Source organism: Saccharothrix luteola, assembly GCF_020859565.1.
Lineage (GTDB): Bacteria > Actinomycetota > Actinomycetes > Mycobacteriales > Pseudonocardiaceae > Actinosynnema > Actinosynnema luteola.
Genome location: NZ_JAJHUO010000018.1, coordinates 1 through 23,234, shown reverse-complemented (window position 1 = coordinate 23,234; position 23,234 = coordinate 1). Strand labels below are relative to the sequence as shown.

Below are 23,234 nucleotides of genomic sequence, written 5' to 3'. Positions count from 1 at the left end.
TGTGCATCGGGCCGGGAAGGCGCATGCTCGAAGCAGGACCTGCCACCGGCGGAACCCGAGCTGACCCGCCGGCGGCACGCCCGGAAGGGGTAGGTGGTGCGGTGCAGGTAAGTCCTCGCGGTGACGAGCCGCGTTCGAACCGCAACCCCGCGGGCGGAGCGGTCATGAGACCGGCCCGATCGCGAACGTGAGCGGTTCCGACGGGGTTTCGAGCGCACGGCGCCACCGGCGCCATCGCCGCGCTTGACGATGTTGACCCGGTAGGTCATCAGGGCGCCGTCTCCACCGTCGGCGCCGACCGCGGTCCACGCCGACCCCGTCACGCAGGTTTCGTCACTTCCACATGGGAAAACCCGGGTGCGGTGCCCCGACGTCGGGCTCCGCACCCGGGCCTCGTCTTGTCCGGGTCTGCTGCGGTTTGTCTGGGAGGACGCGCGGTGCAGTTCAACGAGAACGCCGAGCTGGACACGTCACAGGTCTCCGACCAACGCGGTGTCGGCGGCCGGGTCGCCCTCGGTGGCGGCGGGCTGGGGATCGTCGGCCTGATCCTGTACTTCGTGCTCTCCCAGATCGGCGGCGGCGCGCAGCTGCCGTCCGGCTCCGGGTTCTCCGACGTCGGCCAGGGGCAGCAGGTCGGTTCCGAGGCCATCAAGGAGAAGTGCCGGACCGGCGCGGACGCCAACCGCGAGTCCGACTGCCGCGCGGTGGCGTTCATCAACTCGATCCAGGCCTACTGGCGCGACCAGTTCGCCCGGTCGGGTCGCACGTACCAGGCCGCGCAGACGAACTTCTTCTCCGGCGGCGTGTCGACCCGGTGCGGCAGCGCGACGTCCGCGGTGGGGCCGTTCTACTGCCCGGCGGACGCGCAGGTGTACATCGACCTGGGGTTCTTCCAGGAGATGCAGCAGAAGTTCGGCGCCACGGGCGGTCCGTTCGTCGAGGCGTACATCCTGGCCCACGAGTACGGCCACCACGTGCAGAACCTGCTCGGCACGTCCGACCGGGTCGGGTCGGGGTCCGGGCCGACGTCGGGCTCGGTGCGGCTGGAGCTGCAGGCCGACTGCTACGCGGGCGCCTGGGCCAACCACGCCGAGACCGTGCCGACGGCCTCCGGCCAACCGCTGATCACCGGCGTCACGCAGGACGACGTGAACGCGGCGCTGGACGCGGCGGCCCGCATCGGCGACGACTTCATCCAGGGCGAGCTGGGCGGCGGCCACGTCGACACGACCAAGTTCACCCACGGCACGTCGGCGCAGCGCCAGAAGTGGTACACGACGGGCTACGAGACGGGCGACCCGGCGCGCTGCAACACCTTCGACACCGACAACCTGGGCTGAGCGTGTTCGATTGCCCCTGCTCCGCAGATGGCGGCGGGGGCGTCAGGGTTGACCGGCCAGGGCTTTCGAGCACCGGGCCAGCAGGGCGCGGAGGGTTTCCCGCTCCGCCGCGCTGAACTCGTCGGCCAGCCGGCGCTCGACGGCGGACGCCCGCTCGTCGGCCACCTCGAACGCCGCGCGCCCCGCCTCGGTCAGCCGCGTCTCCAGCACGTTGCGGTGCACCTCGTGCGGCACGCGGGCGATCAGCTCGGCCGCCTCCAGGTTGCGCAGGATCGTGGTCATCGTCTGCGGCGTCACGCGGCAGCGGCGGGCCAGTTCGGCGGCCGACACGCCGGGGTGGTCGTTGAGCACCAGCAACGCCGCGTACTGGGCGACGGTCAGCCCGGCCGGCCGCACGGCCTGCTGCTTCACCAGCATCAGCTCGTGCTCGACGCGCTTGATGTCGCCGCCAAGGCGCTCCTCGACCGGCATACCCATGCCCCGATCGTAAAGCGCGTTGACGGGTATCAGAGCTCTGATCTAACTTCGTCCACGTACTCACACAAGTGGACGGAGCATCATGCGTTTCCTGATGGTTCTCGTGCTGGTGATCCTCACCGCCACCCCGGCCGCCGCCACGGCCGCGCCGGGCGTGATCACCGGCCGGTCCGCCGCACTGCACCCCGAGGGCATCGCCTGGGATCCGCTGCGGCACGCGTTCCTGCTCGGCTCGATCCGGCGCGGCACCGTCGAGGTCGTCCGCGACGGCACCACGAAGACCCTGATCAGCGACCCCCGGATGGTGTCGACGTTCGGCGTGCACGTGGTCCGCGACCGCGTCTACGTCGCGTACGGCGACATGGGCCTCGGCGCCCGGTCCACGCCGGAGACCACCTACCGGTCTTCCGGGCTCGGCGTGTTCGACCTCGCCACGGGACGGCCGGTGCACGTGGTCGACCTGGCCATCGGCCCCGGCCGGCACAGCGCCAACGACGTCGCCGTCGACCACGCGGGCAACGCCTACGTCACCGACCCCGCCTCCGACGCGCTCTACCGGGTCGACCGCGGGGGTCGCGCCACCGTGCTGGCCCGCGACCCGCGGTTCGGCAGCGACACCATCGGCCTCAACGGCATCGTCTGGCACCCCAGGGGTTTCGCGCTCGCCGTCCGCTACGACACGGGCGCGTTGTTCAAGATCACCCGATCGGGCCGGGTCTCGGAGGTCGCCCTCGACCGGCCGCTGGTCGGCGGCGACGGCATGGACCTGCGCCCGGACGGCACGCTCGCCGTGGTCACCAACTCCCTCGGCGCACCGGGCGAAGCGGCCGTCAGCGTGCTGCGGTCGGGCGACGACTGGGGCTCCGCCCGCACCGCCCACCGCGTCGCGCCGTGGGGCGACGACGAGCCGACCACGATCGCCCGTTCGCCGCACGGCAGCTACGTGGTCGACGGCGATCTGGGCGTGCTGGTCGGCGGCACGGGCCTGTCGGACGCGCACACCTTGCGGGAGTTCCGCGAAAGCCGGGGACGGCACGGCGGTGAACCGGTAGCTTCCGGCGTGATCGTGTAAGGGCCCTGCCCGGCGGCGGCTCGGGGGACGTCGGCAACCCGCGGTGGGCAAGGACCTACTTACGGGGGACACCCGATGTCCGGCAGCACCCACGCGGGGCGAATCGCGCGGGCGGTCACGGCGGGCGCGCTGGCGCTCGCCGTGGCGCTCGGCGGTCCGGTCGCGTCAGCGCAGGAAACGACGACCACCACACCCACCACCACGGCGCCGTCCGAGCCACCGACGGAAACGCCCGTCGAGACGACGACACCCACGACCACGACCGTGCCGTCGGTGGAGACCACGTCGCCGCCCGCCCCGACCACCGCGCCGGCCGAACCCGAGCCGGCGCCACCGGCCGTGCCGCGGGCCGAAGCGGCACCCGTGCCGCGGGCCGACCTGAAGGTGTCCCTGGCCTTCGACCGCGACGAGTACCCGCCGGACTCCGACATCGGCTTCACCGTCACGGTCCGCAACGCCGGCGCCGCGCCCGCGGTCGACGTCCGGTTCACCCACTGGGGCGACCTGCGGCTCACGACCGGCGCGGGAGAGCTGCGCCGCTTCCCCGGCCCGACCATCGCGCCCGGCGAGGCCAAGACCTACCGGCTCGCCGGGCGGCAGGAGGTCCCGCTCTACGACCGCGTCGAGTACGGCGTGACCGCGTACACGGGCCCGCAGACCCTCCCGGACATGGACCCGACGCCGGAGGACAACACCGGCAGGGACACCACCCGCGTGCCGCTGACCTGGGGCGCCGCCCGCGGCGTGCTGTACCGCGACGCCGACGGCGACGGCGCGTTCGACGAGGGCGAGGGCGTGCCGGACTCGCCGGTCTACGCCGACGGCGGCCTGCCCGCGACCTGGCTGCACGGCCGCACGGACGCCACCGGCCGGTTCACCTTCGGAACCGACGTGCCCACCGGCCGCTACCGCGCCTCCCTGATCGAGCACGGCAACCCGTTCGTCATCGCGCCGGGCCACGCCGAGTTCACCGTCGAGCAGGGCGTCACCACCGAACTCGTGCTGCCGATCACCTCACCGGTCCTCGAAGTGCTCCGACCCGAGTTGGAGTTCGACCGCGAGTCCTACCGGCCCACCGACCCGGTCGGCGTCGACGTGACCCTCACCAACACCGGCGCGACCGCGTTGACCGGTGTCGTCGCGGTGTGCGACGAGGAGCCGGACGAGGGTCGGCTGACCGGCAACGGCCCTGCCTGGGCCGCGCTGAGCCCGGACGGCCCCGGCGTCACGCTCGCCGCCGGCGAGACGAAGGTGCTGAGGATCACCGACACCGTGCCCGAGGACGCGGCGGCGGTCGGCCGGATCAGCGTCGCCTGCCACTTCGGCAACAGCGGCCGCAGCACCGCGGGCTACATCGGCTCGTCGGACTTCGCCGAGGTCGGCTCGTTCGGCGCGGTCGAGGGCACGGTGCGGCACGTCGACGGGGCGCCACTGGACGACGCGCGGCTCGTCGCGCTCGACGGGCGCAGCGGCCTGCCGGTCGCCGAGGCCCGGTCGCACGACGGCGGCGCGTTCTCCTTCGCCAAGCTGCCGGCGGGCCGCACGAAGGTCCTGGTGCTCGGCGAGTACCGGGACGCGGTCACCGGCGACGGCTGGTTCACCGTCGACGTCGTCGCCGACGCGACCACGCGGGTGGAGTTCGCGGTCGCGCCGGGCCCGGAGGTGGCCGAGCCGGTCGAGGTCGACGAGCTGGAGGTCACCGCGTCGTTCGACCAGGCGGCCTACGACATCGCCGGCACCGTGATCGCCCGGATCAAGGTCACCAACGCGGGCGTCGGGCCGCGCAGCCCGGTCCGGTTCGTGCCGGAGTGGGTGCCGTCCACGATGAGCTACGACTACAACCAGTGGGGCCCGCTGTACCCGTTCCTGAACCCGACCGAGGGCCTGTACCTGTGGCCGGGCGAGTCGTACGAGGTCACCATCGTCGGCGAGCCGCGGCCGTGGGTCGGCGACCTGGTCTCGCTCAAGGGCCGGATCACGGTCGGCACGCGTGGCGCGTCGGTGCCGCTCGACCTGTCCGCCGCGGTGAGCCACGGCGTGGGCGACGCCACGATCCTGGTCTACGGCGACGCCAACGCCAACGGCGCGTTCGACGCCGGTGAAGTGCTGCCGCACCTGGACGTGACCGTCGAGGGCGGCATCCCCACGGAGTTGCACCGGGGCATCACGGACGCCGCCGGCCGCTACCGGCTCCAGGACGTCCCGGCGGGCAACTACCGGGTCCGCGCCTGGCACTCCTCCAGCTGGGCGTTGCCGATCGACTTCTACGACCGGTTCACCCTCGCCGCGGACGGCGACCTGACGTTCGAGATCGGCCTGGTCCGGCCCGCGAACACGCTGACCGCCGTGATCGCCTGGGACAAGCCCGAGTACCGGGCGGACGAGCGGCCCGGGCTGACCGTCACGATCACCAACAACAGCCTGGCGGACCTCACCGTGCACGCGGTGTGCGGGGGCGTCGGCACGCCGTACCAGATCGAGAACGGCGACGAGTGGGGTCCGCTGGCCGAGCTCGGTGACGGCGTCCCGGTCGCCTCGCGCAGGTCGTGGACGACCACCGTGGAGGAGACCATGCCCGCCGGGTCGCCCGACCACGGGCTGATCACGGCCACGTGCGGCTTCGGCACGCGTGACGCCGACGGCCGGTTCCGCGAGCTGGCGCCGATCGCCAGGGCCAAGGCCAAGGTGCCGGGCGCGGTGTGGACCACGACCGGCCGGGTGGTCGAGTGCTGCGGGACGCAGTGGGTCGGCGTGCCGAACGTGACCGTGGTCCTGGTCGACCCCGACACGAACGAGACCGCGGCCCGCGCCACGGCGGACGCCCACGGCGTGTTCACGTTCCCCGACCTGGCCGTCGGCCACTACACGCCGCTGGTCCTCGGCCCGTGGGAGGTGGTCCCGACCCACGAGGGCCCGCTGTTCGAGGCGGTCCGCGGCTCCACGACGCCCCAGCTGATCGCGGTCAAGCCGGGGCCGGTGGTCGTCGACCCGGACGCCACCGCGCCGGGTGACGCACCGGCCGGTGGCGGCGGTCCGCCCCGGGACGCCCTGGCGACCACCGGCGCGAGCGTGCTCGGGCTCGGCCTGATCGGCTTGGTGCTGCTGGCGTTCGGCGTGGGCGCACGGGCGTTGGGACGACGCACGACGTAGCCCTGGCGTCGCCGACGCGAAGTTCCGGCAACTGCCGGTGAGCTGATCGTCCGACACGGTAGCTTGACGAAATCACACAGGCCCTGCCCGGCGGCGGCATCGGGGGACGTCGGCATCCCGCGGTGGGTGAGGACCTAGCTTTGGGGGAAATCCTTGTCCGGTAGTGCTGTCGCGCGCCCGAACGGCGTGAGACGAATCCTGCGCGCGGCGACGGCGGGCGTGCTCGTGCTCGCCGTCGCGATGAGCGGTCCGGTGGCGTGGGCCCAGGAGACCGAGCCCACGACCACCACGACCGAGGCGGCTCCGCCGCCGGGGACGACTGCGCCCACCGAACCGACCACGCCGACCGGGGCCCCGGTGGAAACCCCGGCCGAGCCGACCACCGAGCCGCCGGCCGAACCGACGACCACCCCGGCCGAGCAGCCCGCCGAGACCGACGCCGAGACCGAGGCGCCGGCCGAGCCGGAGGTCGGGCCCCTGGCCCTGCCGCCGGCCACGCGGCCGGACCTCCAGGTGTCGATCGCCTTCGACCGGGCCGAGTACGCGCCGGACTCCGACATCGGCTTCACGGTGAGCGTCCGCAACGTCGGCGACGCGCCCGCCGGCGACATCCGCTGGTGGGAGTCCGGCTCGCTCACCCTCAAGTCGGGCGCCGCGGACCTGCGCCGCATCCCCGGCCCGACGCTCGCACCGGGCGAGAGCAAGACCTACCGGCTCGTGGGCAGGCAGAACGACGCGCGCGCCACCACGGTGACCTACAGCGTCGGCGCCCGCACCGGCCTGCAGGACGGCGGCCCGTCGCCGGACCCGACGCCCGACGACAACCGGGCCGAGGCCACCGCCACCGTGCCGCAGGGCCGCGGTTCCGCCGCCGGCCTGGTCTACCGCGACACCGACGGCAACGGCCGGTTCGACCAGGGCGAGGGCCTGCCCGACCTGCCGGTCTACGCCGTCGGCGGTGCGCCGAACACGTGGCTGAGCGGCCGCACGGACGCCACCGGCCGGTTCACCTTCGGCGGCGACATCCCCACCGGCACGTACCGCGCCTACCTCCAGAGCCGGCCGGACCCGGGCGGCGTCATCGCCGCGGACCGCGTCTGGTTCACCGTCCAGGAGGGCGTCGCCGCGAACCTGGAGTTCCCGCTGGCGCCACCGGTGCTCACGGTGCTGCGCCCGCGGCTGGAGTTCGACCGCGACACGTACCGGCCCGCCGACCCGGTCGGCATCCGGATCACGCTCGCCAACACCGGCGCGAAGCCGTTGACCGGTGTCGTCGCGGTGTGCGACGAGTCCAGGTCGGACGGCAGCCTCGACGGCCGGTCGCCCGCCTGGGCCGAGCTGAGCCCCGAAGGTCCCGGCATCACCCTCGCCGCCGGTGAGACCAAGGTCGTCACCATCACCGAGACCGTGCCGGAGGCGGCCGTCGCCTCCGGCACGGTCTCCGTCGCCTGCAACTTCGGCAACAGCGGCCGTGCCACCTCCGGCTACATCGGCTCGTCGGACTCCGCCGAGGTCGGCGCGTTCGGTGCGGTCGAGGGCGCGCTGCGACTCGACTCCGGCGACGGCGACCAGCCGCTCGACGGCGCACAGCTGATCGCGCTGAGCCGGCGCACCGGCCTGAAGGTCGCCGAGGCCGTGTCGCACGACGGCGGTTCGTTCACCTTCGGCAGGCTCCCGGAGGGAGCCACGAAGGTGCTCGTGCTCGGCGACTACCGGGACAAGGCCACCGGCAACGGCTGGTTCACCGCGGACGTCGTCGCCGACGGCACCGCGCACGTCACGTTCGTCGCCACGCCCGGTCCGACCGTGAGCGAACCGGTGCAGCACGAGGAGTTGGAGGTCACCGCCTCCTTCGACAAGGCGCACTACTCCGTCGACGAGCCGGTGACCGCCAAGGTCAAGGTCACCAACGCGGGCGCGGGCCACCGGACCGAGGTGCGGTTCGAGGCCGACCACACGACCAGCCTCCGCTACGACGCGGGCCAGTGGGGCCCGCTCGACCAGGGCTACCGCCCGGGCGGCACCCCGCCGGGGCTGTGGCTGTGGCCCGGTGAGTCGTACGAGGTCACCCTGGTCGGTCACGCGGCGCCGTGGCGGCTCGAGAACACCGTCACCCTCAAGGGCAAGATCGCCACCTGGAACGGCACGTCCGTGCCGATCGACCTCAGCGCCTCGGTGACGCACCCGACCGGTGACGCCACCGTCCTCGTCTTCGTCGACACCGATGGCGACGGCGTGCGCGACGCCGGCGAGAACGCGTTGCCGGACGTGGACGTCACCCTCAACGGTGGCCTCGCGGGCAACGGGTGGTACCCCGGCCGCACCGACGCCGACGGCCGGTTCCGGGTCGAGGACATCGGCATCGGCCGCTACTCGGTCACCACCCGGCACGCCGACGGCTGGATCGAGCGCGAGGACTCCTACCAGCTCCTCACCGTCACGGCGGACGGCGACACGACGTACGAGACCGGGCTGGTCCGGCCGATCTCGGACGGCCTGCGGGCCACGCTGGAGTTCGACCGGGACTCCTACTCGCCGACCGACCGGCCGAAGCTGGAGGTCGAGCTCACCAACACGACGGGCCGCGACATCACGGTCCACGCGCACTGCGGCGGTGGCGGCTCGCCGCACGAGATCGCGAACGGCGAGGAGTGGGGCCCGCTGGCCCACGGCGGCACGGGCCTGACGATCGCGCACGGCCGGACGTGGACCACCCAGGTGGTCGAGACGGTGCCGTCGGGCTCGCCCGACCACGGCCTGATCACCGCTACCTGCGGTTTCGGTCCGCTCGGCGCCGACGGGAACATCGTCGGCGGCGCGCCGTTCGCCATCGCCCGGGCGAGGGTGCCGGGCGCGACCTGGACCGCGACCGGTCAGGTGCTGACCGGCGAGTGGCCCTTCACGCCGGTGCCGGACGTGAAGGTCGTGCTGTTCGACCGCTACATCGACGAGTTCGCGGTCGCGACGACTGCCGACGCGTCGGGGACGTTCACGTTCACCGACCTGCCGGTGGGGCACTACACGCCGCTGGTGGTCGGCCCGTGGAAGATCCGCACGAACATGCAGTTCCCGTTCCTCATGGTCGTCCGCGGCGAGCACGACCCGCACAACATCCACGTGGAGCCGGGCCCGGACGTCGCGGATCCGACTCCGGTGGCGCCGGGTGGGGCGAACCCCGCGACGCCGGGCGGCGACCACGGCGGCCGCGGTTCGACCGAGGACGCCCTGGCCAGGACCGGCGCGAGCGTGCTCGGTCTGGGCCTGGTCGGCGTGCTCTTGCTGGCGTTCGGCATCGGCGCGCGCTCGATCGGGCGTCGCACGGCCTGATGATCGGCGTGCACACCCCCTGACGGCGGGGTGCGGTGTCGCGGTTGCCACACCGCACTCCGCCGGACGCGGTGTTAGCGTCGCTGGCGAACCGCGAGAACCAGGGGAGAGTGGCCGTGACGACGGTGGAGGCGATCGTCGTCGTCCTGGCCGGTGTGTTCGCCGGCGGGATCAACACGGTGGTGGGTTCCGGCACCCTGGTGACGTTCCCGGTGCTGATGGCCGTCGGCTACCCGCCGGTGGTGGCCAACGTGTCCAACAGCCTCGGCCTGGTGCCCGGCTCGCTCAGCGGCGCGTGGGGCTACCGGCGCGAGCTGACCGGGCAGGCGGGCCGGGTGAAGCGGCTGCTGCCCGCCTCGGTGCTGGGCGCCGTGGTCGGCGCGATCCTGCTCGTGGTGCTGCCGGAGGACGCGTTCTCCGCGATCGTCCCGGTGCTGATCGCCGTCGCGCTGGTGCTGGTGGTCGCCCAGCCGTGGCTCAACCGCAAGCTCGCCGAACGGGAGCGGCACGAGCACGGCGGCGTGGCGCTGTGGATCGGCGTGTTCTTCGCGGGCGTCTACGGCGGCTACTTCGGCGCGGCGCAGGGCGTGCTGGTGATGGGCCTGATGGGTGTGCTGATGAGCGAGCACATCCAGCGGATGAACGCCCTGAAGAACGTGCTGACCGCGTTCGTGAACCTGGTCGCGGGCGTGCTGTTCATCTTCATCGCCGACGTGGCGTGGCTCGCCGTGCTGCTGCTGGCGGTCGGCTCGGTCGTCGGCGGCCAGCTCGGCGCGAAGGTCGGCCGCCGACTCCCACCGGCCGCGTTGCGCGCGGTGATCGTGGTGGTGGGAGTCGTGGCCATCGCTCAGATCCTCACCCGCTGAAGGGCTCAGCCGGCGAAGGACCGGGCAGCCTTCAGGAACGCGTCGTTCTCCTCGGGCTCGCCGATCGTGACGCGCGCCCCGTCGCCGGCGAACGCCCGCACGACCACCTTGTGCGCCAGGCAGTGCTCGTTGAACGCCGCGGTCCGCTCGCCCAGCGGCAGCCACACGAAGTTCGCCTGCGACCCGGGCACCTCGAACCCGGCGGCCAGCAGCTCGCCGCGCACCCTGGCCCGCTCGGCCACGATCGCCCGGCACCGCGCCATCAGCTCGGCCTCGGCGTCCAGCGACGCCAGCGCCGCGACCTGCGCCAGGGCGTTCACGCTGAACGGCACGTAGACCTTGCGCAGCGTCTCGGCCACCGCGGGCGAGGCCACCGCGTACCCGACGCGCAGCCCGGCCAGCCCGTACGCCTTGGAGAACGTGCGCAGCACGGCCACGTTGTCCCGGCCCGCGGCCCACTGCGCCTTGGCCAGCTCCACGCCGTCGGGCACGTCCGGGTCGTCGACGAACTCCTTGTACGCCTCGTCGATCACCACGAGCACGTCCGACGGCACCCGCTCGACGAACCGCTCGATCTCCGCCCTGCGCAACGCCGTCCCGGTCGGGTTGTTGGGGTTGCACACGAACACCAGGCGGGTGGCCGGCGTGATCGCGTCGGCCATCGCGTCGAGGTCCAGCCCGTGGCCCGGCGTCAGCGGCACCCGGTTCTGCCGCGCGCCGACGACCGCGGTGATGATCGGGTACGCCTCGAACGAGCGCCACGGGAACAGCGCCTCGTCGGCCTCGGTGCACGTCGCCTGCACCAGCTGCTGGCACAACGTCACCGAGCCGCAGCCGACGGCCACCTGCTCCGCCGGCACGCCGAGCTTGTCCGCCAGGCGCGCCACGAGCTCGGTGGCGGCGGTGTCGGGGTAGCGGTTCACGGCGGTGGCGGCGTCCGCGATCGCCCGCACCACGCTGGGCAGCGGTCCGGCCGAGACCTCGTTGCTGGCCAGCTTGATCGCGCCGGGGATCGTCTTGCCGGGCACGTATCCGGGCAGCGCAACGAGGTCGGCACGGGTTCGCACGGTCATCCAGGGACTCCCTTCGGGGTTCTGAGCTGGACGTTATCCGGTGAAAGACCCGGATGGGGCATACCTGCCGTACGGATGCTCACGTTGACTCCCGTTCACCCCCTCGTGGAAGGGTTGGGACATGACTTCTACCCGCACCGAGACGCTCTCCCTCACCGACGGCCGCGAGCTGCGGCTGACCGTCGCCGAGCCGGAGAACGCCGTCCGCGGCGGCCTGGTCGTGCTGCACGAGGCGCGCGGCGTGACCGACACCGTCCGCGGGTTGGTGAGCGGACTCGCCGCCGAGGGGTGGTTGGCGGTCGCGCCGCACCTCTACGACGAGGTGTCCGGCGACGAGGCGCCGGCGATGGTGAGCGGGTTGTCCGGCGACGCCGTGCTGGCCGACACCGACGTCGCGTTCGTCTGGTTGGCCCAGCGGGGCGTCAGCCAGGACCGCATGGGCGTCATGGGTTTCGACCTGGGCGGATCGGTCGCGATGGTGGTTGCGGGAAGCCGAACCGTCGGCGCGGCGGTGACCGTCGGCGGTGGTGGGATCCTGGAACCGCTGGCCGAAGGGCTGCCGTCGCTGGTGGAGATCGCGGAAGAGCTGACCTGCCCCTGGCTCGGCCTGTACGGTGACGACGACGAGATCCCGTTCAGCGACGTGGAGAAGCTGCGCGACGCGGCGGCGGCGGCGCCGGTGGCGACCGACGTGGTCCGGTTCTCCCGCACCAGCCACCGGTTCGACACCACGCCGGAGGCCGGCTTCGAGGCGTGGCAGCGCGCGTTGAACTGGTTCGACTCACATCTTCGCTAAGCCTCTGGTCGGCGGCTTGGAACCGAACGGGCTTCCCGGTACATCTAAGGAAGGCGTCCGGAACGCCTGATTTCGGTCGTCGTCGGCTAACGCGTGGTGGGCCTGCGGCGAATCGCAGTGCAGGGGGTAGTGATGAGCGACGGGAACACGGTCCCACTGGCGGGTGCACAGACGGTGCAGATCCCGCCTGGCTTCACGCCGTCCGCGGCGGTCCAACCCGGTCCGGTGGCGGACGCGCCGGTGGCCGTCGAGCCACCGGTTCCCGCGCCGACCGCCCCACCGGTGTCCGCTCCACCGACCGCGGCGCCCGCCACCGACGCCACCGTGACCCTGCCCGCCGCGGCCACGGCCGAGTCCGACGCCGCCAAGCCGGTGGCGGAGAGCTTCGCGAAGGCCGCGCAGACCGACCTGGACAAGGCCACCACCGCGCTGGACGCGGTGGACAAGGGTTCCGTCCAGCTCGACCTGGACAAGCAGGGCGTCGACGACCTGCTCAAGCTGGTCGTGCAGGCGCGCAACCTGGTCGACACCGTGCACGGCCGCGCGGTCGACAACCTCGACGTCGAGCTGAAGTTCGGCAACAACTGGGTGAGCGACGCGATCAGCAGGCGGCTGCGCGAGGTGGCCGTGGGCAACGAGGAGTCGGCGGTCAACGTGATCGGGGACTTCATGCAGGTGCTCTTCGAGGTCGAGGAGACCATCCGCGAAGCGGCGCGGAACCTGGAGCGGGCCGACGACGAAGCGGCGGACGCCTTCGGGTCCGCCGGGGAGGCCAAGGGCTGATGGGCGACAACAAGCACGGCGGCGGTCAGGGCCAGGGGCACGGCGGCGGCCAGGGGCAGGGCCACGGTGGTGGCAACCACGGCGGGAACCACGGTGGCGGTCAAGGGCACGGCGGTGGCCACGGCCACGGCCACGGCCACGACAAGCCCACCGACCTCGGCCAGAAGGTCGACTGGATGACCTACAGCCACCAGGAGCTGTGGGAGATGATCAACACCGGCGTCGACCTGAAGGCCGCGAGCAGCGCCCAGGCCGACTGGGCCGCGGTGAGCAAGGCCCTCGGCGAGGTGCAGGAGTACCTGGCCAAGGCGATCGGCCAGTCCAGCCAGGCGTGGACCGGCGAGTCGGCCGAACGCGCCCGCGAGGCGCTGGAGTCGGTCGAGAAGTGGGCGCTGAACACCAGCGAGCACGCCGACAACGTGGCCAAGTGCATCGCCACCGAGATCGACCACGTGCAGACGGCGCGCGAGATGATGCCGCCGCCCGCGCCGGCGCCGCCGGTCGTCACGCCGGTCGCCGACGGGTCCTCGACCCCCGTCGCCACCCCGACTCCCGTCGTCACGCCTCGTTCGCCGTTGGTCGACAACCGGCTGGCGGAGGACGCCGGCTACCGGTCGCCCACCCTCTCGTCGCACGACGGCCTGACCGCGGGCTCGACCCCCATCACCCGCTCGCCCGGCGCGTTCACCGGCATCGACACCATCGCCGGTCCCGCGATCGACTCGGTCGTCACCGCGGACGCGACGCACCGCCAGGCCGCCGAGGTCATGGCGATGTTCCAGCAGAACTCCTACGAGGTCGACCGCACCGTGCCGTCGTTCAGCCCGCCGACCAACCCGGTCGCGCCGCCCCCGCCGCCGCCCGTGGTCGTCACGCCGAACCCGCCCGTCACCGACGGTGGCGGCAGCGGTGGCGGTGGCGGTGGCGGCGGCAGCCAGCCCGTGGTGAGCACCCCCGGCGGCGCGCCGAACCAGCGTCCCGGCGGCACGTCCGCCCAGTTCGGCCGCGGTGGCTTCGCCGGTGGCCGCGGTGGTTACGGCGGTCGCGGCGTCATGCCCACGCCCGTCGGCATGGGCGGTGGCGGTGGTGGCGGCGGTCCGGTGGCCGGTCCCGGCGGCGCGACGGGCGCGATCGCCGCCGACCGCGGCTCCGCCAACCCCGGCAGCGTGACCAGCCAGTTCCAGGCGCCCAAGTCGGTGACACCGCAGTCCGGCATGATCGGCGCCGCGCCGATGGCCGCGCCGCCGCCCGTCGCCGGCGGCGGTGAGAAGGACCGCAACCGGCCCGGGTACCTGGAGGACGACGACAACGTCTTCGGCGTCGACCGCAAGGCCGCACCACCGGTGATCGGCCTGTGACCGAACGCGTCTTCCGGCTCAGCGAAGTGGAGTTCTTCCTGCTCTGGCAGGCGGTCCACCGCGACGCCCACCCGGTCCCGCTCGGCGTCCGGCACTTCGGGCACACCCAGCGGGAGCGGGACGCGCTGATCGAGAGCGCGTCCCGCGACCTGGCGGCCCGCGGCCTCGGCACCGTGCGGCGGCCGGACGAGGAGCTGTACGGGCTGCTGCGCGGCCTGGCCGAGTTCGAGATCGGCCTGGAGGTGTTCTTCACCGTGCGCGGCGCCCAGGCGCGCGGCCTGGCCACCGCCGCGTGGCACGGCGCGTTCGCGGGCCGGCTCGGCAACCAGGTGCAGGTGGCCGGGTTCCGGCCGACCGCGCTGGCCGCCACCACGGTCAACACCCTGCCGGCCGCGCCACCCGGCAGCGGCCGGTCGGTGAACGTTCGCTGGGACGACTACCTGGCCGCGGGCCGGGCGGGCGAGCACGACGGCAGCGAGGGTTTCCTCGACGCGCTGCGCGCCGTCGGCCTGCGCGAGCCGGAGGCCAACACCCTGATGCGCGCCGTGACCACGCGCAGCGGCGGCGGCCAGGTCGGCGTGATCGCCCGCAACCGGGCCGGCTACCTGCACCCGACCGGCGCGGCCGTGTCGTGGCTGGACACCGCCGAGGGCCGCTACCTCGTGCGGCGGGACGACGGGTGGCTGGTCGTCGCGCCGGCGGACGCGCCGAGGCTGATCTCCGCGGTCGAGGGACTGGTGGCGAGCGCCGGCCGGAACTGATCCGGTGTGTGGGTGCCTGCTGTGGTTCCGGGCCGTTCGATCGGCTAGGAACTTCAGGTATGACCGAGATGCGTGCCGGCGCCGCCGCCGGCGAGGCGGAAGTCCTGTGGCGCCCCGACCCCGACCGGGTCGGCGACACCAGGATGGCCGCGTTCCGCTCCTGGCTCGCCTCGACCAAGGGCCTGGACCTCCCCGACTACGAGTCGCTGTGGGAGTGGTCCACCTCCGACCTGGAGGGGTTCTGGGGCGCGATCGCCGAGTTCTTCGAGGTGGTGTTCCACAGCCCGCCCACGCGCGTGCTGGAGGCGCCCGTGATGCCCGGGGCGGTCTGGTTCCCCGGTGCCACGCTCAACTACGCGGAGCACGCCCTGAGGGGCCCGGACGGCGACCTGGCGGTCGTGTTCCACCGCGAGGACGGGCTGTCGTCGCAACTCACGTACGGCGAGCTGCGCCGCCGGGTGGCCGCCGTGCGCGCCGGGTTCGTGGAGCTGGGCGTGCGGCGCGGTGACCGCGTGGTGGCGCTCGTGCCGAACTCGCCGGAGGCGCTGATCGCGTTCCTGGCGGCGGCGTCGCTCGGCGCGACCTGGTCGTCGTGCTCGCCGGACTTCGGCGCGCGGGCGATCTCCGACCGGTTCGCCCAGATCGCGCCTACCGTGCTCGTTGCCGTCGACGGGTACCGGTACAACGGGCGGGCGTTCGACGTGCGGCCGACCGTGGAGCGGCTCAGGACGGAGATCCCGTCGCTGCGCGCCACCGTGGTGATCGACTACGTGGGCGGCGGCCCGTTGCCCGGCGCGGTGGCCTGGGGCTCCCTGCTGTCCGCCCACGCCGACGCCGAGTTGACCTTCGAGCCCGTCCCGTTCGACCACCCGCTGTGGGTGCTGTACTCGTCCGGCACCACGGGGCTGCCGAAGGGCATCGTCCAGGGCCACGGCGGGATCGTGGTCGAGCACCTGAAGATGCTGGCGCTGCACAGCGACCTCGGCCCGGGCGACCGGTTCTTCTGGTTCACCACCACCGGCTGGATGATGTGGAACTTCCTCGTCTCCGGCCTGCTGGTCGGGTCGACGATCGTGCTGTTCGACGGCAGTCCCGCGCACCCCGACCTGAACGTGCTCTGGCACCTGGCCGAGCAGCACCGCGTCACGTACTTCGGCACGTCCGCGCCGTACATCCAGTCGTGCCTGAAGGAGGGCGTCCACCCGGCGGAGCGCTACGACCTGACGGGTTTGCGCGTCGTCGGCTCCACCGGCGCGCCCCTCACCCCCGAGGGCTTCCGCTGGATCGCGTCGGCCGTCGGCCCGGACGTCCAGATCGCCTCGGTCTCCGGCGGCACCGACCTGTGCACCGCCTTCGTCGCCGCCGCACCCGACCTGCCCGTCTGGCTGGGCGAGCTCTCCTGCCGCGCCCTGGGCGCCGCCGTGGAGTCGTTCTCGGAGTCCGGCGTGCCCGTCGTCGACGAGGTCGGCGAGCTGGTGATCACCAAGCCGATGCCGTCGATGCCGGTGTGGTTCTGGGGTGACGAGGACGGCACGAAGCTGCGTGAGGCGTACTTCGACACCTTCGAGGGCGTCTGGCGGCACGGTGACTGGATCAGGATCACCAGGCGCGGCTCGGCGGTCATCTACGGCCGGAGCGACTCCACCCTGAACCGCGGCGGCGTCCGCATGGGCACCAGCGAGTTCTACCGGGTCGTCGAAGGCGTGCCGGGCGTCGCGGACTCGCTCGTGATCGACACGTCGGGCGCCGGCCAGACCGACGGCGAACTGCTGTGCTTCCTGGTCCTGGACCCGGGCGCCACCCTCGCCGACCTCGAACCCCGACTCCGCTCGGAGCTGCGGACCAACCTCTCCCCGCGCCACGTCCCGAACCGCTTCGTCGCCGTGGCCGAGATCCCGAGGACCCTCAACGGCAAGAAGTGCGAGGTCCCCGTGAAGAAGATCCTGGCGGGCACCCCACCCGAGCGCGCCGTGAGCCTGGACGCCCTGCGCAACCCGGCCGCCCTGGACCCATTCCTCGCCCTGTCCCGAGACCTACCTCACCCCAGCACCGCCTGAGGCCGCTCCAGCGCCCCCCTCTACCCCCTCTGACCAGGGCGGATGAGGTAAAGAGGGGGGCGTTTTGCTAGAGCGGCGGGGGCATGTGTAATCTATGCGTCGTAGCCGAGGGCTCCGGGAGGCTTCGCCTAGTCTGGTCTATGGCGCCGCACTGCTAATGCGGTTTGGGTTTATCGCCCATCCCGGGTTCAAATCCCGGAGCCTCCGCAACACCCGGCTTCGGCCGGGTGACAACTGAAGAACGATGCGCTCGTAGCTCAACGGATAGAGCATCTGACTACGGATCAGAAGGTTGCAGGTTCGAATCCTGCCGAGCGCGCAGGTCAGAGGGCCGGTACCGGTTGGTACCGGCCCTCTGGGTTCCAAATCGGGTCTCACTTGCCCCGTTTCAGGCGGACGCCGGCACCCCCGCCGTACCGCCCGCGTCGTCCGGGAAGACCTCGGCCAGGCGCTCGCGCCAGCGCGGCGGCAACGTCTCGGAGAGCGCCGGATCGCGGCCCGGTGTTCCTCGGTCAGGTTCGACGTGTCGTCGTCGGCGCCCCCGGTCCACAGCAGCCCGCCCACCTGGCGCGCGATGCCCTCCCGGATCGCGTCCGGCACGTGCATGTACCGGCCCGCCATCTGTGCCGCCGAGCCCGGCGACCACCCCATCACGTCGGCAATCGCCCGGAGCGGCACGTTAAGGACGAGAAGCATCGTCGCGGCCGTGTGGCGCGCGTCGTGCAGTCGAGCGTCACGGACGCCTGCGGCTTCCAACAGTGATTTCCACTCGTTGTGGTCCGCGCGCGGGTCCAGCGGCTTTCCGGTCGGCTGGGTGAACATCCAACCGTCCTCGCGCCAGGGGTCACCGACGGTAAGTCGTTCGTCGTCCTGCACCTCATCGTGTGTGCGCAGCCATTCCATTAGCGATTCGGGCACGTTCACCACCCGACGTCCCGCCCGCGATTTCACCTCGGAGATCACCAGGCCGCCCGCCCGACGATCCGGGCAGCTGCGGGCGTGACCGACGCAGTCCACGGTGCATGGTGGCGGACAGGTGCGCGCGTGCCGATTGCAGTTCTCCGGGCACGGCTTCACCTTGTGGTGCGGCCGTGCGCACTGCGCCGGATCGGCACAGCCGTGCCGCCAGGTGTGTCGCTGCAACGCCCGCCGAATCGACAGTGTGCCCGTCCGCGTGTCCAGGTCAGACCACTTCAGCCCCAACGCCTCACCACGGCGCAGACCGAGGGCAAGCGCGAGAGCGAACCGCACGCCGTTACGCCGCTGTTTGGCCGTCTCCAGAATCCGCTGAGCCTGTTCGACCGAGAACGGCTCTACCTCGGTCTCCGTCGCCTTGGTCGACTTCACCAACAGAACCGGATTCCGTCCGAGGTGCCCACGCCGAACAGCTTCGTTCAGCGCGACACGCAACGTGCGGTGAACCTGCTGTAGCACCGATCCGCTACGACCCTCGCCGTGAAGCTTGGCGTACAGCTTCTCCACGTGTTCTGGTTCGAGCTTCGGCAGTCGGTGGCCGCCCAAGCCCGGAATCAGGTACAGCCGAACCGCACCTTCGTAGTAGACGTAAGTCGAGCGTCGCACCGACGGTTCACCGATGTTGGTGAGCCAATGCGTCAACCAGTTCTCAAGCGTCCAGGCCCTACCAGGCTTGCGTACCTGGCCGCTGTCTCGTTGCTTCTCCAGTTCGCGGACTGCTTTGATGACCTCCGCTTCGGTGGCGCGTTTGACGTGGCGTCGGTCGGGGGTGCCGTCGTCTTTGACGCCCATGGTGACGCGTCCGTGCCATTTGCCGTCTTTGCCGAGGTAGATGCTGCCTGCGCCGTTGGGTGCGCGGGTTCCTTCGGGACGCCTTTTGCGTGGCATGTGGTGGTGCCTTCCGGGTTGGGCCGCTTGTCACGTCCCCTGTGTGGCCTGCGGTTTTAGGACGTGACAAGCGGCTGTAGCAGACAAAAGAAGAGGTCAGGCGGCGGGCTGTTGTGCGGTGAGTCGGGTGGTGTAGTCGGTGAGGGCTGTAGTCGGGATGCGCCGGAGTCGTCCGATTTGGACGGACGCGATTTCGCCGGTTTTGATGAGGTTGAACATGGTGGTGCGGCCGATGGACAGTGCACGCGCGGCGTCTTCCACGCTGAGCAGGTGCCGGGCCGGGGTGGTCGGTTGGGTGGTGGCCATGCCGGGTGGTCCTTCCGTGCGGTCGTGGTCGAGCTGGCGTGGGGCGTGCGGGGGTGCGCCGGGTGCCGTAGTGGCTCCGTGCGAGGTGTGTGGCTGGGGTGCTGCTAGGCGCTAGTCCGCTGGTCGCAGGCGGTGGAGGCGCTAGCGGGGACGCTAGGTCTAGCGGGTCAGGCCGCTAGGTCGAGCGGCATTCGTCTCGCAGCTGCGCGGTCCTGTTTTGTGACTAGTTTTGACACTTGCTCGGAAATCTGTGAAGCGACAGAAAGTCCTGCGGTCCCCGCAATAGTGCTGGTCAACGCCCGCGTGGCTCTTGCGTTTGCTGGCGAGTGGGGTGCGAGACCGCCCGTCCGAAGTAGACAGATGGGCTAGTTACAGGGAGGAAAGCCGCTGTTTGACGGATAGATCACTACTGCAAGCGGCGTAACACTTGCCTTCTTGGTGACACCGGAGGTGAGAGTGGACGAGAAAGAAGCCGCGAGCTTGCTGCGGTTGGTGCTGGTCGTGGCAGTGATCGTGGCCCTGTTGGGGGCTGTGCTGCCGGGCAGGTTCTAGGCGGGTCCGTGAGGGGGATCGGGCCGGGGCGGTCCCCCCACCGCCTGTACCGGCCGGTGCGGACTTGAGATCGACAGCGTGGTCCTACACGGGTGACGCGGTTACGCGCTTTGGGGTTGACCTGGGGTTTTGCTGGGACCTAACCGCGTACTACGCGGTTAGGTGTTCGGCGTTTGTGCTGGTCAGGGCCTAAGCGCGTAACCGCGTAGACCGCGTTCAGGTGGCGGTGTAGACCTCCTTGCCCCGGCCGGGTCGTCCGTCGTCGCGGGGCCTGGCGGTGCGGGTGATCCGCCCTTCGCCGGTAAGCCTGTCGAGCAGGTCGGTGATCTCGTCGGCTTTGGCGTTGCGCTTGAAGTGCTCGGAGCGGATCTCTTCGCGGCTGCGGCCGATGGGTCCGGCGTCGGCGATGAACCTGGTCCAGGGCGGTGGCTTTGTCGTTGGTGGCGTTGTCGACGATGGCGCGGGCGGAGTCGATGGAGTAGCGGACGAGTGCGGCGGCGGCTGTCATGTGGTCGGGGGTGATGTGGTCGGTGCGGTCGAGTGCGGCGTAGAGGGCGGCGATGCGGACGCAGTTGGCTGCGGCGCGGCTGATGAACTCCTCTACCGGGCCGTCCGCGCCGAGGTGGCCGTTGAACTCGACCTGGAGTCGCTGCCACGCCACGTGCGCGGCCGGGGTGAACCCCAGGGCGTCGAAGCCACCCGCGCGGGTCAGCCGGGCGGAGAGCGACGCTGCCAGCTCTTCCATGAGTGCCGGGTCTGGGTCGGTGGGGAAGTGCTTGGATTGGGCCACCGCGACGGGCAGGAACCGGTTGTAGGTGCCGCCCGCCAGGTCGGCGGCGCTGACCTTGGCGCTGAACTCCTTGGGGGTGATGTGGGCGACGATGCCGAGGTGGGAGCGTGCGGCCATGCGGGCGGTGACGTTGAGAGTGGACAGGTTGCCGCCTTCCCACGCCTGCCGAAGCAGCGCGCCCAACGTGTTGCCCTCACGCTTCATCCGCGCCATGACCGATGCCCACTCGGTCTCCAGCGCGAGTAGTCGGCAGTCGCCCTCGGGCAGTAGCCGCGGGGACTTGCCGGACTTCCCCGCGGCTTCACCGGCGCCGGTCGCGTCGTCGGTGGCGAACGCAGCTGCGAGACCTTCGCCGCTGGACAGGCCGGAGTGGACGTTCTCCGCCCGGAAGTACGGATCGGCTGCGCCGAACAGTGCGAGTGCGGCGTTGGTGGCGGTGCCCATGCGGCCGATGCCGGTAGCGCCCGATCAGGATCGGCCAGATGAGCAGCGGGTGCCGTTCGCCGAACCCGAGTTGGACGTGGGGGTTGGGGCCGAGGTGGACGCCGGCCGCGCCGACGAGGGTTGCCAGCACGCCGACCGGGTCGCTGGACCGACCTTCACTATTCGAGAATCGCGCCAGCTATCGACTTCTAGACGTTGACTTAGGTCCGAAACTCCAAGCTTGAGATTCGGCCTAGGGACTTACTTTGACAAGCTAGACGCTTCAGAGGCTGTCGCACGCGAGTTCGCTGAAGCCGTGCGCGAAGACCTGCTGATGAGACTCCCGACTTGGCCTCGCTTCCGTTGCGCACCCTGATCGGTAACCCGTTTGACCTGTATCGCCGCGCCGTAATGTCTGCCATTGAAACCCTTACTCTTCGTCGTGATCCGAGCACGGGGAAGGCGTCTTTCCTGCTCCATTGGCGCGATCCGGCTAAGGTTGCCACTGCAGCGGGAATTTATGGCCTTATCCCTGCTGGAGAGTTTCAGCCCTCTAGCGTAACCGCATGGGATACTCGCAATGATTTCGACCTATAGCGAAACATGGTTCGAGAGTACTCCGAAGAAGTGCTTGGTGAGCCTGAACTCGACGGAAGTCAAGGGGAGCCGATCGACTATGAAGGCTGGTCACTCTATCGGGATATGCAAAGAGGGCGCGAGGACGGCAAGGTAACGCCGTATTGTCTTGGCGTAGGTCTAGACGCATTGACATTGACGGCGACTTTCCTAACTGTCGTAGTGATCGACGGTGACTTCTTCAATGACGTGTTCGGTAATGCCGTCCAGATAAATGCTGAGGGATCATTGGTTTCCGCACTGGAGTCAACAGCGGTCTCCGATGGCGTTCCGTTCACCGAAGAGACAGTTCGACGGATGCTGACCAGCGAACCGATGGCCTCACCGGGGGCGTGCATCCTCGGCCGCGCCTGGGAGCTGCGGGATGTGTTGCTCCGGAGTTAGGCGAAGCAAAGCCGAGTTACGAACCTAACTCGTCTGCCAGGTGAGCGCCGTGGGCAGCTGACCTGTGGGAAGTTAGGTAGTTAGCCGAGTTAGGCCGGGCCGTCAGGGCGTGTGGCAGGCCTGGTGTGACGGTGCGGGCGGGGGTGAACTCGGAGGTGGTGGGCGATCCGCGGCTTCACCACCGGTTCATTCGGCACCGGCCGCACTGCTCGGCCCAGCACGGTGTCACGTCCCCTTGGTGACCAGCGCTGATCGTGGTGACGGCGGGCGGGGCCAAGCGCACGATGATCTCGGGCGTCTCGGGTGCCGGTGCGAGGTGCCCACGGGAGGGCGACTCTGCCCGCCGTTTCACGCGGGAATGCCCTTGCGTCCGCAGGCCGTGAAACAGCCTCTCGCGGCCGTGACGCGCGTGCGGCTCCCCCCTCCCCAAACAGGCCGTAAACGGCTGTCCGGCCAGCTCACGGCCCGGGGAGTCCTCTGGGGAGCCGGGTGGGGAGTGCCCCCCATCCGGCGCGAGGCTCCCCGCCTGCCTCCCCACGGGCTCCCCGCCCGATTCGCGGGCCAGTGGTCCACCTGGTGTGCCCCGTCGCAGCTGCGTGACGGTTGCGCCCTGGGCGCTTATGTTCACCGACACCCCGCACCACTACAGCCCTTCCCCTTCTCGGGAGTGAAGAACAAACCCGCACAGGCCAAGGGGAACGGTGGTTGACCAGGGCAAACACGGCGCGGGTTTGGGTGCGGGTTTGGCCGGAGCGGCGGGTTTGAAACCCGCACCAACCCGCCGGGGTCGCACGCACAAACGCAGGCCCTACTACCCCGCGCGGGCTAGCAGGGCCTGCTGTTGCTTCCCGCGACCTCGGGCGACCGGTACCGACACGGCACCACCACGGGTTTGCGGGTTTACCACCGGGTTTGCTGCGGGTTTGCCCGGACACCAATCCCGCAGCACATCACCGCAGGTCACAGCCCCACTGCCGCCCGATCGGCGGGTTTTGCGGGTTTACCGCGCCATACCCGCACCACCACACCACCTGCCCCCCAGCGGCCCAGTGGACAGACCACACCGCCGACGCCCCCGGTGTGGTCACGTCCCCCCCGTTACCTTCTTCGTGGTTCCTGATCAAGGAGCTGTGGTCGCCGGGTCCGGCATGACTTACGCCCCCAGTCGAACGCATGATCCGGGGGGTGGTGTCACCGGACCCGGTGGTATCGCCGGACCG

General features: G+C 71.1%; 16 protein-coding genes, 2 tRNA genes and 2 pseudogenes. 14 read left to right on the top strand and 6 right to left on the bottom strand.

Going from position 1 to position 23,234, the window contains the following annotated elements:
- The first annotated feature begins 437 nt into the window (after positions 1-437).
- A complete protein-coding gene (gene ypfJ, locus LNK82_RS24450) occupies positions 438-1,340 on the top strand; it encodes a KPN_02809 family neutral zinc metallopeptidase (RefSeq protein WP_230569329.1) in 903 nt (300 codons plus the stop codon).
- Positions 1,341-1,382: 42 nt separating this feature from the next.
- On the opposite strand, the gene LNK82_RS24445 is transcribed toward ypfJ, so the two are convergent.
- Complete coding sequence (locus LNK82_RS24445) at positions 1,383-1,817, bottom strand: MarR family winged helix-turn-helix transcriptional regulator (protein WP_230569328.1); 435 nt, start codon at positions 1,815-1,817, stop codon at positions 1,383-1,385.
- Between the two features lie 82 nt (positions 1,818-1,899).
- Here LNK82_RS24445 and LNK82_RS24440 point away from each other — a divergent pair, with 82 nt between their 5' ends.
- The 4 genes from LNK82_RS24440 to LNK82_RS24425 all read left to right on the top strand — a co-directional run bounded on the left by LNK82_RS24440 (position 1,900) and on the right by LNK82_RS24425 (position 10,232).
- On the top strand, positions 1,900-2,889 hold the full coding sequence (locus LNK82_RS24440; RefSeq protein ID WP_230569327.1) for a hypothetical protein: 990 nt from the start codon (positions 1,900-1,902) through the stop codon (positions 2,887-2,889).
- Between the two features lie 75 nt (positions 2,890-2,964).
- Complete coding sequence (locus tag LNK82_RS24435) at positions 2,965-6,039, top strand: carboxypeptidase-like regulatory domain-containing protein (RefSeq protein WP_230569326.1); 3,075 nt, start codon at positions 2,965-2,967, stop codon at positions 6,037-6,039.
- Between the two features lie 186 nt (positions 6,040-6,225).
- Positions 6,226-9,366: a hypothetical protein gene (locus LNK82_RS24430; protein WP_230569325.1), complete on the top strand. Its 3,141-nt coding sequence runs from the start codon at positions 6,226-6,228 to the stop codon at positions 9,364-9,366.
- Between the two features lie 116 nt (positions 9,367-9,482).
- Positions 9,483-10,232, top strand: a complete 750-nt coding sequence (locus tag LNK82_RS24425; RefSeq protein WP_230569324.1) for a sulfite exporter TauE/SafE family protein — start codon at positions 9,483-9,485, stop codon at positions 10,230-10,232.
- 5 nt (positions 10,233-10,237) lie between these two features.
- Here the strand turns inward: LNK82_RS24425 and hisC are convergent, their stop codons facing one another.
- Entirely contained in the window at positions 10,238-11,305 is a 1,068-nt protein-coding gene (gene hisC / locus LNK82_RS24420; RefSeq protein WP_230569323.1) for a histidinol-phosphate transaminase, read from the bottom strand.
- Between the two features lie 121 nt (positions 11,306-11,426).
- Here hisC and LNK82_RS24415 point away from each other — a divergent pair, with 121 nt between their 5' ends.
- The 7 genes from LNK82_RS24415 (at position 11,427) to LNK82_RS24380 (ending at position 17,379) form a co-directional block, all read left to right on the top strand.
- Positions 11,427-12,101: a dienelactone hydrolase family protein gene (locus LNK82_RS24415; RefSeq protein ID WP_230569322.1), complete on the top strand. Its 675-nt coding sequence runs from the start codon at positions 11,427-11,429 to the stop codon at positions 12,099-12,101.
- A 174-nt stretch (positions 12,102-12,275) separates the two neighbouring features.
- Positions 12,276-12,884, top strand: a complete 609-nt coding sequence (locus LNK82_RS24410; RefSeq protein WP_230569321.1) for a hypothetical protein — start codon at positions 12,276-12,278, stop codon at positions 12,882-12,884.
- Positions 12,884-14,242, top strand: coding sequence for a PPE domain-containing protein (locus LNK82_RS47000; RefSeq protein ID WP_268996980.1), 1,359 nt, complete (start codon positions 12,884-12,886; stop codon positions 14,240-14,242). Before LNK82_RS24410 ends, LNK82_RS47000 begins: the two co-directional genes overlap by 1 nt.
- On the top strand, positions 14,239-15,003 hold the full coding sequence (locus LNK82_RS24395) for an ESX secretion-associated protein EspG (RefSeq protein ID WP_230569320.1): 765 nt from the start codon (positions 14,239-14,241) through the stop codon (positions 15,001-15,003). The genes LNK82_RS47000 and LNK82_RS24395 overlap by 4 nt, the downstream gene beginning before the upstream one ends.
- 59 nt (positions 15,004-15,062) lie before the next feature.
- Positions 15,063-17,060 carry an acetoacetate--CoA ligase gene (locus LNK82_RS24390; protein ID WP_230569319.1) on the top strand — a complete coding sequence of 666 codons (1,998 nt, stop codon included), beginning with the start codon at positions 15,063-15,065 and terminating at the stop codon, positions 17,058-17,060.
- 117 nt (positions 17,061-17,177) lie between these two features.
- Positions 17,178-17,267, top strand: a tRNA-Ser gene (locus LNK82_RS24385).
- A 39-nt stretch (positions 17,268-17,306) separates the two neighbouring features.
- Positions 17,307-17,379, top strand: a tRNA-Arg gene (locus LNK82_RS24380).
- Positions 17,380-17,669: 290 nt separating this feature from the next.
- On the opposite strand, the pseudogene LNK82_RS48375 reads toward LNK82_RS24380, so the two are convergent.
- Positions 17,670-18,011 (bottom strand): annotated as a pseudogene (locus tag LNK82_RS48375) (tyrosine-type recombinase/integrase); the annotation flags it as partial.
- Positions 18,012-18,059: 48 nt separating this feature from the next.
- Here LNK82_RS48375 and LNK82_RS24375 point away from each other — a divergent pair.
- Positions 18,060-18,491 (top strand): hypothetical protein, encoded by a 432-nt coding sequence (locus LNK82_RS24375; RefSeq protein WP_230569318.1) that lies wholly within the window; start codon positions 18,060-18,062, stop codon positions 18,489-18,491.
- 39 nt (positions 18,492-18,530) lie between these two features.
- On the opposite strand, the pseudogene LNK82_RS48370 reads toward LNK82_RS24375, so the two are convergent.
- From LNK82_RS48370 to LNK82_RS24365, 3 genes and pseudogenes are all read right to left on the bottom strand, one after another.
- Positions 18,531-18,827, bottom strand: a pseudogene (locus tag LNK82_RS48370) (tyrosine-type recombinase/integrase); the annotation flags it as partial.
- 192 nt (positions 18,828-19,019) lie between these two features.
- Complete coding sequence (locus LNK82_RS24370; protein ID WP_230569317.1) at positions 19,020-19,229, bottom strand: helix-turn-helix domain-containing protein; 210 nt, start codon at positions 19,227-19,229, stop codon at positions 19,020-19,022.
- A 691-nt stretch (positions 19,230-19,920) separates the two neighbouring features.
- A complete protein-coding gene (locus LNK82_RS24365) occupies positions 19,921-21,015 on the bottom strand; it encodes a DUF3987 domain-containing protein (protein ID WP_230569316.1) in 1,095 nt (364 codons plus the stop codon).
- 582 nt (positions 21,016-21,597) lie between these two features.
- Between LNK82_RS24365 and LNK82_RS24360 the strand changes: the two genes are divergently transcribed.
- The gene (locus LNK82_RS24360) at positions 21,598-22,014 is read left to right on the top strand and encodes a hypothetical protein (protein ID WP_230569315.1); all 417 of its coding nucleotides are present in this window, start codon (positions 21,598-21,600) and stop codon (positions 22,012-22,014) included.
- The last annotated feature ends 1,220 nt before the right edge of the window (positions 22,015-23,234 follow it).